Source organism: Aliivibrio fischeri (assembly GCA_038993745.2).
Lineage (GTDB): Bacteria > Pseudomonadota > Gammaproteobacteria > Enterobacterales > Vibrionaceae > Aliivibrio > Aliivibrio fischeri_B.
Genome location: CP160629.1, coordinates 2,026,517 through 2,044,870 on the forward strand (window position 1 = coordinate 2,026,517; position 18,354 = coordinate 2,044,870).

Genomic DNA, 18,354 nt, shown 5'->3' on the forward strand with positions numbered 1-18,354 from the left:
TCAAACTTAATTAAAAAGTCCTTTAAGTAATTTATTTGCCGCATCTTTTACTTTTTCATCTTTAATCTTATCGCCATATTTTTCTTCTAGCTTCTCAATACCACGATCAATTTCTTTTTGTGCTTTTTGTTTCATCACATCATCGAATTCAAGTTTATATTTAGGGTTTGTCCAAGATCCCGTTACTCGAATTGGTATCGTCACATCTTTTAGATCGTCAATATCCTTACCGCCCTGCCCCTTTAATGTGCCCACAATAGACGTTTTAATCAGCATATTTGCTGTTTCATTCACATAATGTGCAGAACCTTCACCATGAATTCGAAGTAAAGGAGAGACCATCTTGATATTTTTAGTTGTTGCATTACCGTTTGCTAGATAAAAGTCAGCAGTAAGGGCACTAAAATCTGTTTTTTCAGCTTCTTCGCTTCCTTTAACTTTTCACCTTTAACCTTTGCATAAGTCGTACGGATTAATAACGGAATGTTAATACCATTTACAGCACCATCAGCAAAGTTAATCGAAACTTTCCTTTAAGGTTCTGCTTAAGTGCTGTTGGTTTTAAACTTTTCCCTGATGCATTAATCGCTATATTACCTGTACCTTCTACAAGACTTTCACCCATAACATCGGTTAATAAAGGGGCAACTTTTACTCCTTTAATCGTCTGTTTAACACTATAAGTCGGTACTGATTTTCGAGCATCAAGTGTTGCTGTCATATCAATTCCACCACTGTATAAATCAGAATGAAATTTCGTTAATTTCAGTACACCACGATTAACAGAGAACACAGACGTCACATTCTGCATTTTTGCGTTATTAGCTTTAAATTTATCAATAATGATTGAACCCGCAACATCTAATGTTTTCAATGCACTTAAGTCAGGTTCCACTTCTTTTACTGGTGTAGATGACGCTTTTGTTGATGTCGTTGAATCTACTGTTTTAGATGACTCATCTTTTGGTAACGTTGCTAGTAAAGCATCAACATCAATACTTGGGCTACGTAGATCAAAGCGAACTTTAGGAATATCATTTAATTGAACGCTTAGCTTACCAGTAAAATCGGTATCGACCGCTGATAAAGCAAGCTTGTCTATCTTCAAGAACGATTTGTTTAGATCAAAGGAACTATTAAATCCAATAACAGCAGTCACATCTTCATTTGGAATGCCTTTTCCCTTCACATTGTTAGTACTTGTGAATTCCTTGATTTTAATTAGGTCTAACGCTTTTGGTACATAAAGAGCAAATGTTGAATTCGAATTAACCTCTAAATTATTTGCTTTACCTTTTGCTTTTAAAACTAAATTAGCCCATTTATCAAAAGAAAATTGATCAATAGTAAAGGTAATATCATTAAATTTATTTACGGCATCTGCATACGATGCATTAAATTCAACATTCTTAAATGAAGCATCATCTAGCGTTTCAGCTATATTAAGCTCTGTTTTCCCTTTTAGTGCGACTTTTTGCTTACCTAAGTCCCCTTTTAAATCAAAATTTAATTCGGCCCACTGCCCTGGAATGAACTGTGAAAGGGATAAATTCATATCACTAAAGTGAATTTTTGAACCTGCTTTATCATCTTGGATAAGCACTTCAGCATTAGTTAAAGCAATACCTTGTAAAGAGACTTTCCAACCATTGAACTCTGTACTTGTTGCTGATGATGCTTCTGGATTAACGTCAGTCTCTTCTGCTGGAGCCGTTGGATTATTATTTTCTACTGTTGATGTTTCTTTTTTAGCGACAAGACCATCTAAATTAGTAACTCCATTTTTTAATGTGTGTAACGTAAATGAAGCACCATCTAACGTGATAAGACCAATACTGACTTCCTGTTGAAATAACGGGCGTACATTAAGATCAAGTATTGCATTATCAAATGACACTAAATTAGGCTCAACAAACCCTTCAGGGTTACTTAATGCCATTTTTCCGATCGAAAAGCCTATTGATGGAAAAAAGCGCCATTCAATATCACCATCTATCGTTAATTGACGACCAGTTTGAGCTTCAACTTGCTCTGTGATTAACGGTTTAAATTCATTAGGGTTAACAAGTAACACTAATACCAATACAGCACCGATTACTGCAATAAACGGTATACTAATTAATAGGGCTATTTTCTTCACGGCCAAAATCCATCTAATTGTTCTTAAATAGTAACGATAGTGTTAAGTATGCCATCAGTTAAGCATAATAAACATGAGCTTATCGATAGTTATATATTGGAGTATAGCGAAATTATACGATATGAGACAAAAAAAAGGCCGACATAATTGTCGGCCCTTTTAAAGATAAATTTCTTACGCTTTTAATAAGCGTGAGATATGTGCTTTTAGTACATCAATCGCAATGCGGTTTTTACCACCACGTGGAACGATAATGTCAGCGTGCTGTTTTGATGGGTCAATAAATTGCATGAACATTGGACGTACTGTTTTTTGGTATTGCTCAAAAACAGATTCCATTGTACGGCCACGCTCTTCGACATCACGTCGAGCACGACGTAATAGGCAGATATCTAAAGGAGTATCCATAAATACACTTGCATGCATTAAATTACGTAAACGTGGATCTGTTAGTAATAAAATACCTTCAAGAATAATTACTTTCTTTGGAGTCATTACATCAACTTCAGAAGTACGAGTATGCTCTGTATAGCTGTAAGTTGGAATATTAACCGCTTCACCACGCATAAGTTGCTCTAAATGCTCACAAAGCAATTCATGATCCAATGCATTTGGGTGATCGTAATTTGTTTTGACTCTTTCTTCCATGGTCAGGTGGCTTTGGTCCTTGTAGTAACTGTCTTCAGTTATTACACCAATCTGATGATCGCCAACTTTTGCTCGTAGTTCATTATAAATTGTTGAAGCAATCAAGCTTTTACCTGAAGCTGATGCGCCTGCAATACCTACGATAATACAGTGATGATTACTGTTCTCTGACATAAAAGATACCTAAAAGTGTGCGATATACGGATATTTAATAAAACCGCCTGATTATAGGGATTACTAGTGATACTTTCCAGCTCAAATTTCACTTAAGTGTGATCCTACAATGACTTGAACATTATTTGGTCAGGAATCACCTCTCCTTGCCAGTATAGTCGACTTGATACTTGTTCTGCCAAGTTAATATACAATTTACTGTGAGGACTTATTGGATTAATAGCCACGCTAGGCGTCCCAGAATCCGTTTCACTTCGTATATCGATATGTAATGGTAATTGAGATAATAATGGATCGAGTAACGTTGAGCCATAGTTAATGCGCCACCAGTTCCAAAAATCGCTTCTTGATGCCCACAATTAGAGCAAATATGAATACTCATGTTTTCGACCACACCAATAACAGGCACATCTACTTTCGTAAACATATTCACACCTTTAATCGCATCAGTTAATGCTAGATCTTGTGGTGTCGTAACAATTACAGCTCCTGTCGTCGGCACTTGTTGAGACAATGTAAGTTGAATATCACCAGTACCTGGTGGCATATCAATAATAAGATAATCCAAATCTGGCCACCATGTTTCATTAAGAAGCTGAGATAAAGCTTTAGATGCCATAGGGCCGCGCCACACTGCCGCTTCGCCTTTTTCGACTAAGTAACCAATTGAATTACTGTATAGTCCATGCGCCTCGATTGGCATCATTCTATTATTATCAACAATCGCTGGTTTCTTATCTTCAACACCCAGCATCAAAGGTACAGAAGGACCGTATATATCTGCATCCAATATACCAACACGTGCACCTAAATGGTGTAGAGCTAATGCTAAATTCACAGCCGTCGTTGATTTACCGACTCCACCTTTACCTGAACTCACCGCAATGATATTTTTTACGCCTTTAACTGCTGGCTGATTTGTTTTTAAAGACGAGGTTTTAGATGAGACGGATACAGAGAGATCGGGCAACGCCAACTCAAGTTTTTGTCCTTCTAACCAGTGGTTAAAATCAGTTTGTAGGCTCTTTGATACAAAAGGAAAAACAACATTAATATTTCCTGTAGCTTCAATCGATACCACATTTGAAATATCAGCCCAACCTTCACAAAGTTGCGAATGCGTAAACGTATTTAACCAATTTTTAATCTCTACCATCGTTTGAAATGCCATCTTCAATGCTCCACGGTTATTTTTACTCATCCTATCACTAATTGAACCATTGATCCTCTATGCTTTCTAACTTGGTTCAGGTACTATTTATCTCTTAAATTTTCACCCATCACATTAAGCGAAAGAGAAGATATGGCTACAGATCCAAGAAAAATTCTGGTTACATGTGCCCTACCGTATGCAAACGGTTCCATCCACTTAGGCCACATGCTTGAGCATATCCAAGCGGATATCTGGGTTCGTTACCAACGTTTACGCGGCAACGACGTTAACTTTATTTGTGCAGATGATGCTCACGGCACACCAATCATGCTTAAAGCTCAACAGATGGGTATTTCTCCAGAAGAAATGATCGCAGCCGTTAGCGAAGAGCACCAAAAAGATTTCGCTGGCTTTGATATCAGCTTTGATAACTATCACAGCACGCACAGTGATGAAAACCGCGAATTAGCTTCTCACATCTACCTTGAGCTAAAGAAAAACGGCTTTATTACAAGTCGCACAATTTCTCAGCTGTTCGATCCAGAAAAAGAGATGTTCTTACCTGATCGTTTCGTAAAAGGTACTTGTCCTAAATGTAAAGCAGAAGACCAATACGGTGATAACTGCGACAACTGTGGCGAAACATACAGCCCAACAGATTTAATTAATCCAAAATCAGCAGTTTCTGGTGCGACTCCAGTAATGAAAGATTCTGAGCATTTCTTCTTTGACCTGCCTCAGTTTGAAAGCATGCTTAAAGAGTGGACTCGTTCTGGTTCTCTACAATCAGAAACAGCAAACAAGATGCAAGAGTGGTTTGAATCAGGCCTACAGCAATGGGATATCTCTCGTGATGCACCATACTTTGGCTTTGAGATCCCAGGCGAAACGAATAAATTCTTCTACGTTTGGCTAGATGCTCCGATTGGTTATATGGGCTCATTCAAAAACCTATGTAATAAGCGTGACGATTTAAACTTTGATGAATACTGGAAGAAAGACAGTACAACAGAGCTTTATCATTTCATTGGTAAAGACATTGTTTACTTCCACAGCCTATTCTGGCCTGCAATGCTTGATGGCGCAGGTTTCCGTAAGCCAAATAACGTATTCGTTCACGGTTACGTAACGGTTAACGGTGCGAAAATGTCTAAATCTAAAGGCACTTTCATTAAAGCTGGTACTTACTTAAATCACTTAGATCCTGAGTGTCTACGTTACTACTATGCAGCGAAACTAAACAGCCGTATTGATGATCTTGATTTAAACCTTGAAGATTTCACTCAACGTGTAAACTCTGATGTAGTTAACAAGATTGTTAACTTAGCTTCTCGTAACGCTGGTTTCATTACTAAACGCTTTGATGGCAAACTTGCAGATAACTTTGCAGAGCCTGAGCTTTACAATGAATTTATTGCGGCTGCAGATCGTATTGCTGAGCTATATGAAACTCGTGAATTTGGTCGTGCTATCCGTGAAATTACAGCACTAGCTGATAAAGCAAACCAATACATTGATGAGAAAGCACCTTGGGTTCTTGCAAAAGAAGAAGGTAAAGAACAAGAACTACAAGAAGTGTCTTCTGTAGGCATTAACTTGTTCCGTGTATTAATGGCTTACTTAAAACCTGTAATGCCAGAACTTGCAGCTCGTACTGAAGCGTTCTTAAATGAAACACTAACGTGGGAAGGCGTTGCACAACCACTAGTTGCTCATGAGATCACTAAGTTTAAAGCATTATTCGCGCGTATTGATCCTAAGAAAGTTGAAGCTATGATTGAAGCGTCTAAAGAAGACGCAGCAATCGAAATGGCAGCAAAAGAAAAGGCAGAAGCGGAAAAAGAAAAAGCAAGTCAAACTGAGCTAGATAAAGATCCAATCGCAGATGAGATTGAGTTCGATGCATTCGAAGCGGTTGATATGCGTATTGCACGTATTATCTCTTGTGAGGAAGTACCAAAGGCAAACAAACTGCTTAAATTCCAACTAGACATCGGTGGCGAAACTCGTCAAGTATTCTCTGGTATTAAATCAGCATACAAACCTGAAGAGCTAGAAGGCAAACTAACTGTTATGGTTGCCAACCTAAAACCTCGTAAAATGAAGTTTGGTATGTCTGAAGGTATGATCCTAGCTGCAGGCCCTGGTGGTAAAGAGCTTTGGATTTTAGAACCACACGAAGGCGCTCAACCTGGTATGCGTGTAATGTAATTCTTCTTTTTAGAAGATAATACCAATCGTAGTAAATCACTTACTTACTGTGATTGGTATAACTTACAAACAAAAATAGAGACCAAATGGTCTCTATTTTTTTATGTATTAATGATATTACCCGTTATAAAACTGAAGCGAGAGAAAGATTAATCTCATTAAGGACCTGTGATGGATTCTCCGCTTGTGTAATCGGACGACCTATAACTAGGTAGTCAGAACCTGCTGTAATCGCATCTACTGGCGTCATAATACGCTTTTGGTCACCAACATCAGCACCTACTGGACGAATTCCTGGTGTTACTAGCTGGAACTCTTTACCTAAATCAGCTTTTAGCATTGATGCCTCTTGAGCTGAACATACGACACCATCTAAACCGCTGTTTTTCGTTAATGCTGCTAAACGTTTTACTTGTTCTTGTGGTGCAATGTCTAAACCAATGCCAGCTAAGTCTTGCTGCTCCATGCTCGTTAACACCGTCACACCAATTAATAATGGACGGTCACTACCATAAGGTTCTAATATTTCACGCGAGGCACTCATCATACGCTCACCACCACTCGCATGAACGTTAACCATCCATACACCCATTTCTGCTGCCGCTCTTACCGCTTTTGAACAGGTATTTGGAATATCATGAAACTTTAAATCTAGAAAAACAGAAAAACCACGTTTATGAAGTTCTTTAACAAACTCAGGGCCAAATAAAGTAAACATCTCTTTGCCTACTTTTAAACGACATGAACTTGGATCAATTTTATCAACAAACGTTAACGCATCTGCTTGATTATCATAATCCAGTGCCACGATCACCTTTTGGTCTTTCATTTTCTCTCCTTTAAAAATTTATACCAATCTCATCAATTCATCATGAGGATTAGTCGTACTCACGGTCTTTTCTTACATTCAAAAAAAGAGGCACTCAGAGCGCCTCTTCAATTATTCACCATCTAAGCCTCTAATAGGCTTAATCACTCCCCATCCTTTACAAGATGGACATTGCCAAAACAATCGATGAGCAGAGAAACCACACTTACTGCAGCGGTAATTAGGTTTCATTTTCAATTGCTCGCCTACTAGGGTTTGCAAACTAGTTAAACTGGCTTTCGCCCTACCATCTTCAGCTTCATCGGTATGGTAGCCCATCAGACGATAAAAGCCCTTCATTGTCGGGTTCTTAAGAAGCTGTTTAGTCATATACCCTTGTGCTAAAGCGACACCTTCATGCTTGGCAATCAAATTTGAAAGCATCAATTCCGCACTAGCACCTGCTCCTTTTGAAATAGCTTCTTTTAAAAATTGAAGTAATGCGCCTTCTCTGTCTAGTTTTTCATAACATTCAGCAAGCAATGGTAATGCTTCACTGACAAAATCAATGTCTTGATCCAGTACTGACTCAAGGTGAGCAAGAGCACTTTTATAATTCTCTTCCTCCATAAGAAGTTTCGCCATCATAATAGAGGCTCGTACACATTGATTATCAGAAGATAAGGCTTTTTTAAGATTCTGTTTTGCTTTATTCAAATTCTCATCTGCAAGCTCTTGCATTGCGAGTTCACAATAATAGTGAGCAATATCAAGCTTGAGTTTTTTACGCCCCATACGAACCAAACTATTCGCAAATTGAATCGCTTGCTCCCACTCTCGAGTCTGTTGATGAATAGCAACTAATTGCAGTAAAGCGGCTTCTCTGTGATCAGGCTCTTCAAGCAGCTGCTCAAATATTTTTTCAGCACGATCAAGAATACCTGAGACCATATAATCTTTTGCTAACTGCTGTAAGGCTATATTTCGTTGGTCTATCGTAAGGTTCGGACGTGCGATGAGGTTTTGATGAATTTTGATGGCGCGATCGACTTCACCTCTTCGTCTAAAAAGATTACCTAATGCAAGGTGGGTGTCTATGGTATCGCTATCTACTTGAAGTAATTCTATGAAATGATCGACTGCTTTATCTGATTGATCAGACAGCAATAGATTCAAACCCGCCACGTATTGACGTGACAGGTGATTCGTTTCTTTTTGGCGTTGTTGTCTCGCACTCCTATTACCCATATACCAGCCATAACCGGCAGCAATAGGTAATAATAGGAATAGCAGTTCTAACATTCAGTCACTACCCTTTCGTTGACTCAATTCGCAACTTATCAAGCTCAGCCGTTTTTTTATCTAAGCGTTTGCGAAGGCGGCGTTGAGTCATGCTCGCTTTTAGATACATGCTGCCACAAATTAACCAGCCTAAACCAAAGCCAGTTGCAAAGAAAATACCCAATAATGTGGACAGTTGAAAATCACCTTGAGCTAACAGGTAATTAAAATTAACAATAGCTTGATTCTGTGCACCAATAGCCAGTGAGATCAAAAATAAAACAAGTAATAAAATGGCAACGATAATTTTCACTGGTATTCCCTCCAGTTAATTGAGTATCTAAAAGTTTTTATTTTACAGCTCTAAAGATACACCTAAATGCATTGAAAATGAACATAAAAAAACGGCATACTCAAAAGTATGCCGTTTTTGTATGCCAATTAGCATTAGCTATAATTCACACGTTCACGCAGTTCTTTACCTGGTTTAAAGTGTGGAACGAACTTACCGTCCAGCTCTACCTTATCACCAGTTTTAGGATTACGACCTAAACGTGGCTCTCGATAGTGTAGAGAAAAACTACCAAAACCACGAATCTCTATACGATCACCGCCTTCTAGCGTTGTTGCCATCTGCTCAAGGATTTCCTTGACTGTATCTTCCACCTGCTTAGCAGAAAGTTGAGGCTTTTTACTACACAGTTGTTCAATCAGTTCAGATTTTGTCATAAATGACCTCTCTTACGTTATCGAAAGAAAAGGGAGCAATGTTGCTCCCTTCTAATTTACTTATTCGCCTTTAGCTGCTTTGAAAGCGTCAGCCATTGCGTTACCGAAACCACCGTCTTCAGACTTAGTGTTCAGTGAAGCCATTGCTTCTTGCTCGTCAGCTTCATCTTTAGCTTTGATAGATAGGTTAACTACGCGGTTCTTACGGTCTACACCAGTGAACTTCGCTTCAACGCTATCGCCAACGCTTAGGATTAGAGATGCATCTTCAACACGGTCACGAGATAGCTCAGAAGTACGGATGTAACCTTCTACGCTGTCTGCAAGAGTGATTGTAGCGCCTTTAGCGTCAACAGCTGAAACAGTACCGTTTACTAGAGTACCTTTCTTGTTGTCTGCTAGGTAGTTGTTAAATGGGTCTTCTTCCATTTGTTTAACACCTAGAGAAATACGCTCACGCTCTGCATCTACTGCTAGAACAACAGCAGAGATTTCGTCGCCTTTCTTGTACTCACGTACCGCGTCTTCACCTGTAGCATTCCAAGAAATGTCAGATAGGTGAACTAGACCGTCGATGCCGCCGTCAAGACCGATGAAGATACCAAAGTCAGTGATAGATTTGATCTTACCAGTAACTTTGTCGCCTTTAGCTTGCGCTTCAGCGAATGTCTGCCATGGGTTAGCTTTACATTGTTTTAGACCTAGAGAGATACGACGACGTTCTTCGTCAATCTCAAGAACCATAACCTCAACTTCGTCGCCTACATTAACAACTTTAGAAGGGTGGATGTTCTTGTTAGTCCAATCCATTTCAGAAACGTGTACTAGACCTTCAACGCCTTCTTCGATTTCAACGAAGCAGCCGTAGTCAGTTAGGTTAGTAACACGACCAGAAAGCTTGTGACCTTCTGGGTAACGCTTAGCGATAGCTACCCATGGATCTTCGCCTAGTTGCTTAAGACCTAGAGAAACACGAGTGCGCTCACGATCGAACTTAAGAACTTTAACGTTGATCTCGTCACCAACATTTACGATCTCAGATGGGTGTTTAACACGTTTCCAAGCCATATCTGTGATGTGTAGTAGACCGTCTACGCCACCTAGGTCAACGAATGCACCGTAGTCAGTAAGGTTCTTAACGATACCTTTAACTTCCATGCCTTCTTGTAGAGAAGCAAGTAGCTCATCACGTTCAACACTGTTTTCAGATTCGATAACAGCACGACGTGAAACAACAACGTTGTTACGTTTTTGGTCAAGCTTGATTACTTTGAACTCTAGCTCTTTGCCTTCAAGGTGAAGAGTGTCACGTACTGGACGTACATCAACAAGAGAACCAGGTAGGAATGCACGGATACCGTTAAGTTCAACTGTGAAGCCGCCTTTAACTTTACCGTTGATAACACCCATAACTGTTTCAGCATCTTCGTATGCTTTTTCAAGTTGGATCCACGCTTCGTGACGCTTCGCTTTCTCACGAGAAAGTTGAGTTTCACCGAAACCGTCTTCAACAGCGTCAAGAGCAACGTCTACTTCAGAACCAACTTCAACTTCAAGTTCGCCAGCAGCGTTCTTGAATTGTTCAGCTGGGATAGCTGCTTCAGACTTAAGGCCAGCGTCAACAAGAACGAAACCGTTCTCGATAGCTACTACAGTACCTTTAACGATGCTGCCTTGTTGGAATTCAGTTTCATTTAGAAACTCTTCAAAGAGTTGAGCAAAAGATTCAGTCATTATTTGATCTTCAAATTTAAACGTCCATGGGTATCCTACCGCATGGGGTTGATAGTAAGGTTAGTTATCATCCTTGCAACTAACTAAGTTTAATATTATAGCTTAGATTCAATAAAAGTAATGGCTTGCGCGACAACTTCATCAATATTCATTGACGTTGAATCTAAAACTAAAGCGTCTTCCGCAGGACGTAATGGTGCGACAGCGCGATTGCGATCTCGATCATCACGTTCTTGAATTTCGCTTAAAAGACGGTCAAATTTAACATCTAACCCTTCTGTTGCAACTGCTTCATTCGGCGATTCGCACGTTCTTCAGCACTTGCATCTAAAAATATCTTAACTTCAGCGTTAGGGAACACAACCGTTCCCATATCTCGACCATCAGCAATCAAGCCAGGTTGAGCAGAAAATGCACGCTGGCGACGTAATAACGCTTCACGAACTTGAGGTAACGCCGCTACTTTCGATGCAGCCATGCCAGTTTCTTCTTTACGAAGCTCTGCAGATACGTCTTCACCTTCAAGGATTACTTTAACCAATTCACCTTCAGCTTTGAATTGCACATCCAAATTAGCAGCTAAAGGAACAAGTGCATCTTCTGAATTAAGATCAACACCATGGTGAATAGCAGCCAATGCTAGCACTCGGTAAATAGCGCCAGAGTCTAATAAATTATAACCTAGCTTTTCTGCAAGTAACATGCACAGCGTGCCTTTACCTGCTCCACTTGGACCATCAACAGTAACGACTGGTGAATGAGTAGTCATGGAGTTCTCCAATTAATTATTGTGATTGGTTTCTACGGGCAGCATTATACCCAAGTAAGATTATTTATATACTCTTGATTATGAAAAACTAAAAAAGCTCTGAATTTTGATACAGAGCTTTCATTGAATAGTAAGGTAATAATTTAAAATACAATAAATTAGCAGCTTAATTCTTTTAATTTATCAAAATAATCAGGGAATGTTTTCGATGTACAACCTGGATCATTAATCGTTACAGGAGTATCACTCAATGCAACTAAAGAAAAACACATCGCCATGCGGTGGTCATCATAAGTGTCAATCGATGCATGCTGTAATGAAGCAGGCGGTGTAATTGTAATATAATCTTCCCCTTCCTCCACTACTGCACCCACTTTTCTTAACTCGGTTGCCATCGCAGCCAAACGATCAGTTTCTTTTACACGCCAATTGTATACGTTACGAATCGAGGTCGTTCCTTTTGCAAATAATGCAGTGGTTGCAATTGTCATTGCAGCATCAGGAATATGGTTGAAATCCATATCAATGGCATTAAGTTCACCTTTACGAGCGATAACATAATCATCGCCCCATTCAATTTCAGTCCCCATTGCAGCTAATGCATCTGCAAATTGAACATCGCCTTGAATACTCTTTTTACCAATACCCGTTACTTTTACTTCTCCACCCTTAATTGCAGCGGCAGCAAGAAAATATGATGCCGATGAAGCATCACCTTCTACAAGAAAATCCCCAGGAGCTACATAAGTTTGATTCGCAGGAACGACAAACGTTTGATAGTTCTGATTCTCAATTTTTACACCAAATGTTGCCATGATATCTAATGTGATATCAATGTATGGTTTTGATACTAAATCACCAACAATCTTAATCGTTGTTTCTTGTGTAGATAATGGCGCTGCCATTAAAAATGCAGTAAGAAATTGGCTAGAAATCGAGCCATCAATTTCCACTGTTCCACCATGTAGGCCAGTACCTTTAATTTTCAGCGGTGGATAATTTTCATTTTCTAAATATTCTACATCTGCTCCAGCAGCTTTAAGAGCAGTTACAAGGTGACCGATTGGGCGCTCTTTCATGCGAGGTTCGCCTGTTAGAACAAACTCACCTTGGCCTAAACATAGTGCCGCAGCCAATGGGCGCATCGCCGTTCCAGCATTACCTAAAAAAAGCTCTAATGCTTCATTAGGTTCAAACGCTCGTCCTAATCCTGTTACTTCACATTCTGTTTTATCTGCTGATAATTTATATTCAACGCCCAATGCTTTAAGTGCATTCAACATATGACGAATATCATCGCTATCTAGTAGATTCGTTAATTTTGTAGTTCCTGAAGCTAATGCAGCTAAAAGTAGCGCTCGGTTAGATACACTTTTTGAACCCGGCAAATTGATTTGCCCATTAATTTTTGAGATAGGTTGAAGAGTTAAGCTTTCCATGTTTGCGTAAAAATTCCTGTACAAATAAATAATAATGTCATGATCAATATTTCATGACTGCTTCAGCTTTAATTGTTATTTTTTGTTATTCTTCATACTTTCAGAGTAACGAAAACCAACGCGATGTGCCAGAGGCAATATCGTCTCTATTGACCTAAAAATAATGAATAGTGATTTCTTTTATCTATGACTATCTACTTACCTGAGCTTATTCCATCTCATTCGACAGTTTTTCCTGATATAGAGAACGCATTAAATAACCCAGATGGATTACTCATTATGGGAGGGGACTTATCTTCCAAACAACTAATTAGTGCATATCAACACGGTATTTTCCCTTGGTACAGTAATGGAGATCCTATACTTTGGTGGAGTCCAAGCGTTCGAGGCGTCTTTTTTCCTGAGCAATTTTCACCATCTAAAAGCTTAAAAAAGTTCTTCAGAAAATCGAACTACAACGTAACCCTTAATAAAGCCACTTACCAAGTTATTGACCTCTGTGCATCTACCAGACCAAAAGAAGAAACATGGATCATGCCAGAAATGATCAATGCCTATAAGAAACTGGCTGATCTTGGCTATTGTCACTCTGTTGAGGTATGGAATGAGGATGAATTAATTGGTGGTTTATATGGATTACAAATCGGTCAAATTTTTTGTGGTGAGTCTATGTTTTCATTGCAAACAAACGCATCCAAAATTGCATTATGGAAATTTTGCGAACATTTTGTATCATTCAATGGAAAGCTTATTGACTGCCAAATGATGAATCCTCATTTAGAGAGTCTTGGGGCCAAAGAAATGAAACGCTGTGATTTCAAAACATTACTTGAAGAACTCAGCACTAAATCAACAATAGCAAACTGTTACTTACCTCAAATATTAGGGGATAATTCACTTTCATGAGTCAGTATTCACTTCAAGTTGGTTTAACACCCGAAGGGCCTTGTAGCTACCTACCTAAACAAAAAGAAAGACTCGCTGTTGTAATGGAACAAGAATTACACACAGCACTAGGCTATCAAGCATTAATTTGCCTCGGCTTTCGTCGTAGTGGTGAGACGATTTATAAACCGATGTGTGAGCATTGTGATGCTTGTAAACCACTAAGAATTAACGCAAATCAATTTAAACCAAGTAAAAGTCAAAAAAGATTATTAAATAAACTTTCCTCTTTTAGGTGGGAACTAAAATCAGAAATGGATGGAAATTGGTTCGATTTGTATGAGCGTTACATCAATACTCGCCATAAGACTGGAAGCATGTATCCTGCAAATCAAAAACAATTTTTTGAATTTTCACACAGTCATTGGTTAACGAATCAATTTTTACATATTTATGAAAACGAAACTCTAGTAGCCATTGCTGTTAGTGATGTTCTATCTGACTCTATCAGTGCTATGTATACATTTTTTGAACCAGAACATCCTTTATCTCTAGGAACGATCTCCGTTCTCATTCAGCTAAAATTATGCAAAGAGTTATCTAAAGAGTGGCTTTATCCTGGTTATCAAATAGACGATTGCCCAGCAATGAAGTATAAAGATCAATATAAACCGAACCAAAAGCTAGTAAATATGGTCTGGCAGGGTTAAAATGCAGCCCAAACTTTACATACATCATTTTTAAGGGCATTATTAGCCGCTTAAAAATCAGCCAAAGCTATCTATATAAAGAGGATTCAATGGCAAAAGAAGACGCAATTGAACTGCAAGGCACAGTTCTAGATACACTACCAAACACAATGTTTCGCGTAGAATTAGAAAACGGTCACGTTGTTACTGCTCATATCTCAGGTAAAATGCGTAAAAACTACATCCGTATTCTTACTGGTGACAAAGTAACAGTTGAAATGACTCCTTATGATTTATCTAAAGGCCGTATCGTCTTCCGTGCGCGTTAATTTGTCATTCTATTAGTTTAACGCTTTAAACTAATAAAAAAACAATAACAAAAACCCAGTCAATGACTGGGTTTTTTATTAGCTTTTAAAACAAGCTAGCTATAGCAATAGAATTGGTTTATTAATGAACCGCTTCAGTTTCACTTGTGAATTCAAATACAAGCTCATCTTTTTTAAGCTTCACTCGTACTGTGCCACCATCAACCAAATCACCAAATAGTAATTCATTTGCCATTGGTTTTTTAAGGTTTTCTTGAATAACTCGAGCCATTGGGCGTGCACCCATCGCTTTGTCATAGCCTTTTTCAGCAAGCCATGCTTTAGCTTCTTTGGATACTTCCATTGATACACCACGAGCATCTAACTGTGCTTGTAGCTCTGCAATGAATTTCTCAACAACAAGTGAAATCACATCTTTACTTAGATGTTCAAACCAAATGATATTATCCAAACGGTTTCTAAATTCTGGAGTAAATACTTTCTTAATTGCCGCCATTGCATCAGTAGAGTGATCTTGTTGGATTAAACCAATCGATTTTTTAACCGTCTCTTGAACACCTGCATTGGTCGTCATAACAAAAATTACGTTACGGAAATCCGCTTTACGTCCATTGTTATCTGTCAACGTACCATTATCCATTACTTGTAACAGCAGGTTAAAGATATCTGGATGTGCTTTTTCAAGTTCATCAAGAAGAACAACAGAATGTGGATGTTTAATTACCGCATCAGTTAATAAACCACCTTGCTCGTAACCAACATAACCCGGAGGCGCACCAATTAAGCGACTAACGGTATGCTGCTCACCATATTCAGACATATCAAAGCGCAGTAATTCAATACCTAATGCTTTTGCTAATTGAACAGTAACTTCTGTTTTACCAACCCTGTCGGCCCAGCAAATAAGAATGAACCAACTGGTTTATTCTCTGCACCAAGACCAGCACGACTTAATTTAATTGCTTCACATAGTGCATCGATCCCTGATCTTGCCCAAATACCAGCATTTTCAATTTGTCATCGAGTTTTTTCAGAACATCTTTATCACTTGAGGATACAGATTTTTCTGGAATTCGAGCCATTTTAGCGACCATAGATTCAATATCAGCAACATTGATGGTCTTTTTACGGCGACTCGCAGGTGTTAGACGGCAACGAGCACCGGCTTCATCAATTACATCAATCGCTTTATCTGGAAGATGACGTTCATTAATATATTTAGCTGATAGCTCTACCGCAGCACGAAGCGCTTTATTGGTATAACGCACTTCATGATGTTCTTCATACTTACTTTTCAAACCGATCAGAATTTTTGTCGTATCGTCTAAAGATGGTTCTAAAATATCAATCTTTTGGAAACGACGAGCTAATGCACGCTCTTTTTCAAAAATAGTACTGTGCTCTTGATAAGTAGTAGAACCAATACAGCGTAATTTACCACTACTTAATAACGGTTTGATTAAGTTAGCTGCATCAACTTGACCACCAGAAGCAGCACCCGCTCCTATAATCGTGTGAATTTCATCAATAAATAAAACCGCATGTTCTTCTTTTTCAAGCTGTTTTAAAATCGCTTTAAAACGTTTTTCAAAATCACCACGGTATTTAGTGCCAGCAAGTAATGAACCAATATCCAGTGAATAAATAACACAATCTTTAATTACATCTGGTACTTGCTCTTCAACAATACGCCAAGCAAGGCCTTCTGCAATCGCCGTTTTACCAACACCAGCTTCACCCACTAATAGAGGGTTATTTTTGCGACGACGACATAGTACTTGAATGGTTCGCTCAAGCTCTTGATCACGTCCAATAAGCGGATCGATACCACCATTTTTAGCAACTTGGTTTAAGTTAGTAGCAAAACTCTCTAACTTATCTTCAGCATTAGCCTCAACAGCTGCTTCAACATTATTTGGTTCACTATTCTCATCTCGATTTTCTGGTGCACCATGAGAGATGAAATTAACAATATCTAGACGGCTAATATCATTCTTTTTAAGGAGATATGCTGCATGTGATTCTTGCTCGCTAAAAATAGCGACCAATACGTTGGCACCAGTAACTTCACTTCGACCTGATGATTGAACATGAAAAACTGCCCGTTGTAATACACGCTGAAAGCTAAGCGTAGGCTGAGTTTCACGACTTTCATCGTCCAGAGGAATTAATGGGGTTGTCTGTGTAATAAATTCGTCGATTTCAGTTGCCAAGGCATCTAAATCAGTATGACAAGCAATAAGCGCTTCGTGAGCTGATGGGTTCTCCAGCAGAGCGAATAGCAAGTGCTCCACTGTCATGAATTCATGACGCTTTTCTCGCGCACGAGCAAACGCAGTGTTCAAACTCGCTTCTAATTCTTTATTTAGCATAGGAACCTCCCAAAACACCAAATTATGGTGTAACGAACAAACTTACGCTTGCTCCATTGTACACAGTAGTGGGTGCTCATTATCACGCGAGTAAGTATTCACCTGCGCAACTTTAGTTTCTGCAACTTCAGCAGTGAACGTCCCACATACTGCTTTCCCTTCATAATGCACTGTTAGCATTAATTGTGTTGCTTTTCCAAGTCCATGGAAAAAATTTATCTAAAACTTCGACAACAAACTCCATTGGAGTGTAATCATCGTTATTTAAAACCACTTTATACATAGATGGTGGTCTTAACTCTGTTTTCTCTCGTTCCAAAACATCTGAATCAGGAGAAATCCATTCATATAGTTTACTCATGTCGACAACTAAATTAGTAAAAAAATAATCTGATACTTCAAGGTATCCCCTTACTATTCAGACTAATCTAGACGAGAGATTACATCAAACAAAAGATACTATTTTAAAGTCTTTATCACTTATTTTTTTGCTAATTGGATAGAAATTCATCGAAACAATAAATAAAGAATAGGGCCTTTTGTTCAAGTTCTCCACTATATTTATCAATCTGATATTATTGATAAATATGTTAATCTTAAATGTGATATTGGGTATAAATGTTAAAAAAGTGACAACTTTGTACTTGACTCACATTTTATATTTAATAGAGTGTACTTGTAGTGGTTATCAATTGAACAGATAAATGATTAATTCATAACCATTGTGCTAGGTAATTAAAATGCAGAGGGATGTATAGCATGGCAACAGGTACAGTAAAGTGGTTCAATAACGCCAAAGGGTTTGGCTTCATTTGTCCTGAAGGAGAGGATGGTGATATTTTTGCTCATTACTCCACCATTGAAATGGAAGGGTATCGAACTCTAAAAGCAGGACAAGCCGTCACTTACGAAATCCACGAAGGCCCAAAAGGTTTTCACGCAAGTGAAATTAAATTACTCGAAGGTGAAAACGCAAAATAGCTGCTTTATTTT

12 protein-coding genes and 5 pseudogenes are annotated in these 18,354 nt (G+C 38.6%); 5 read left to right on the forward strand and 12 right to left on the reverse strand.

Features of this window, described 5'->3' with window-relative positions; all coding sequences use genetic code 11:
• Nucleotides 1–6 precede the first annotated feature (6 nt).
• The 3 genes and pseudogenes from AAFX60_009810 to apbC all read right to left on the reverse strand — a co-directional run bounded on the left by AAFX60_009810 (nt 7) and on the right by apbC (nt 4,133).
• A pseudogene (locus AAFX60_009810) lies at nt 7–2,140 on the reverse strand (AsmA family protein).
• Nucleotides 2,141–2,314: 174 nt separating this feature from the next.
• Nucleotides 2,315–2,962, reverse strand: coding sequence for a uridine kinase (gene udk, locus AAFX60_009815; GenBank protein XDF77018.1), 648 nt, complete (start codon nt 2,960–2,962; stop codon nt 2,315–2,317).
• Nucleotides 2,963–3,066: 104 nt separating this feature from the next.
• Nucleotides 3,067–4,133: pseudogene (gene apbC / locus AAFX60_009820) on the reverse strand (iron-sulfur cluster carrier protein ApbC).
• Between the two features lie 132 nt (nt 4,134–4,265).
• On the opposite strand from apbC, the gene metG reads away from it, so the two are divergent.
• Nucleotides 4,266–6,326 (forward strand): methionine--tRNA ligase, encoded by a 2,061-nt coding sequence (gene metG, locus AAFX60_009825; GenBank protein XDF77019.1) that lies wholly within the window; start codon nt 4,266–4,268, stop codon nt 6,324–6,326.
• Nucleotides 6,327–6,450: 124 nt separating this feature from the next.
• Here the strand turns inward: metG and pyrF are convergent, their stop codons facing one another.
• The 7 genes and pseudogenes from pyrF to aroA all read right to left on the reverse strand — a co-directional run bounded on the left by pyrF (nt 6,451) and on the right by aroA (nt 13,086).
• Nucleotides 6,451–7,155 carry an orotidine-5'-phosphate decarboxylase gene (gene pyrF / locus AAFX60_009830; GenBank protein XDF77020.1) on the reverse strand — a complete coding sequence of 235 codons (705 nt, stop codon included), beginning with the start codon at nt 7,153–7,155 and terminating at the stop codon, nt 6,451–6,453.
• A gap of 111 nt (nt 7,156–7,266) precedes the next feature.
• A complete protein-coding gene (gene lapB, locus AAFX60_009835; GenBank protein XDF77021.1) occupies nt 7,267–8,436 on the reverse strand; it encodes a lipopolysaccharide assembly protein LapB in 1,170 nt (389 codons plus the stop codon).
• 7 nt (nt 8,437–8,443) lie between these two features.
• Entirely contained in the window at nt 8,444–8,728 is a 285-nt protein-coding gene (locus AAFX60_009840; GenBank protein XDF77022.1) for a lipopolysaccharide assembly protein LapA domain-containing protein, read from the reverse strand.
• Nucleotides 8,729–8,862: 134 nt separating this feature from the next.
• Nucleotides 8,863–9,144: an integration host factor subunit beta gene (gene ihfB / locus AAFX60_009845; GenBank protein XDF77023.1), complete on the reverse strand. Its 282-nt coding sequence runs from the start codon at nt 9,142–9,144 to the stop codon at nt 8,863–8,865.
• A gap of 60 nt (nt 9,145–9,204) precedes the next feature.
• Nucleotides 9,205–10,878 (reverse strand): 30S ribosomal protein S1, encoded by a 1,674-nt coding sequence (gene rpsA / locus AAFX60_009850; GenBank protein ID XDF77024.1) that lies wholly within the window; start codon nt 10,876–10,878, stop codon nt 9,205–9,207.
• Between the two features lie 95 nt (nt 10,879–10,973).
• Nucleotides 10,974–11,647: pseudogene (gene cmk, locus AAFX60_009855) on the reverse strand ((d)CMP kinase).
• 158 nt (nt 11,648–11,805) lie between these two features.
• The gene (gene aroA / locus AAFX60_009860) at nt 11,806–13,086 is read right to left on the reverse strand and encodes a 3-phosphoshikimate 1-carboxyvinyltransferase (GenBank protein XDF77025.1); all 1,281 of its coding nucleotides are present in this window, start codon (nt 13,084–13,086) and stop codon (nt 11,806–11,808) included.
• A 186-nt stretch (nt 13,087–13,272) separates the two neighbouring features.
• Here aroA and aat point away from each other — a divergent pair, with 186 nt between their 5' ends.
• From aat to infA, 3 genes are all read left to right on the forward strand, one after another.
• Nucleotides 13,273–13,992 carry a leucyl/phenylalanyl-tRNA--protein transferase gene (gene aat, locus AAFX60_009865; protein XDF77026.1) on the forward strand — a complete coding sequence of 240 codons (720 nt, stop codon included), beginning with the start codon at nt 13,273–13,275 and terminating at the stop codon, nt 13,990–13,992.
• Nucleotides 13,989–14,681 (forward strand): arginyltransferase, encoded by a 693-nt coding sequence (locus AAFX60_009870; GenBank protein XDF77027.1) that lies wholly within the window; start codon nt 13,989–13,991, stop codon nt 14,679–14,681. Before aat ends, AAFX60_009870 begins: the two co-directional genes overlap by 4 nt.
• An 89-nt stretch (nt 14,682–14,770) precedes the next feature.
• Entirely contained in the window at nt 14,771–14,989 is a 219-nt protein-coding gene (gene infA / locus AAFX60_009875; GenBank protein XDF77028.1) for a translation initiation factor IF-1, read from the forward strand.
• Nucleotides 14,990–15,110: 121 nt separating this feature from the next.
• Here the strand turns inward: infA and clpA are convergent.
• A pseudogene (gene clpA, locus AAFX60_009880) lies at nt 15,111–17,361 on the reverse strand (ATP-dependent Clp protease ATP-binding subunit ClpA).
• A gap of 42 nt (nt 17,362–17,403) precedes the next feature.
• Nucleotides 17,404–17,722, reverse strand: a pseudogene (clpS, locus tag AAFX60_009885) (ATP-dependent Clp protease adapter ClpS).
• Nucleotides 17,723–18,120: 398 nt separating this feature from the next.
• On the opposite strand from clpS, the gene cspD reads away from it, so the two are divergent.
• Complete coding sequence (cspD, locus tag AAFX60_009890; protein XDF77029.1) at nt 18,121–18,342, forward strand: cold shock domain-containing protein CspD; 222 nt, start codon at nt 18,121–18,123, stop codon at nt 18,340–18,342.
• The last annotated feature ends 12 nt before the right edge of the window (nt 18,343–18,354 follow it).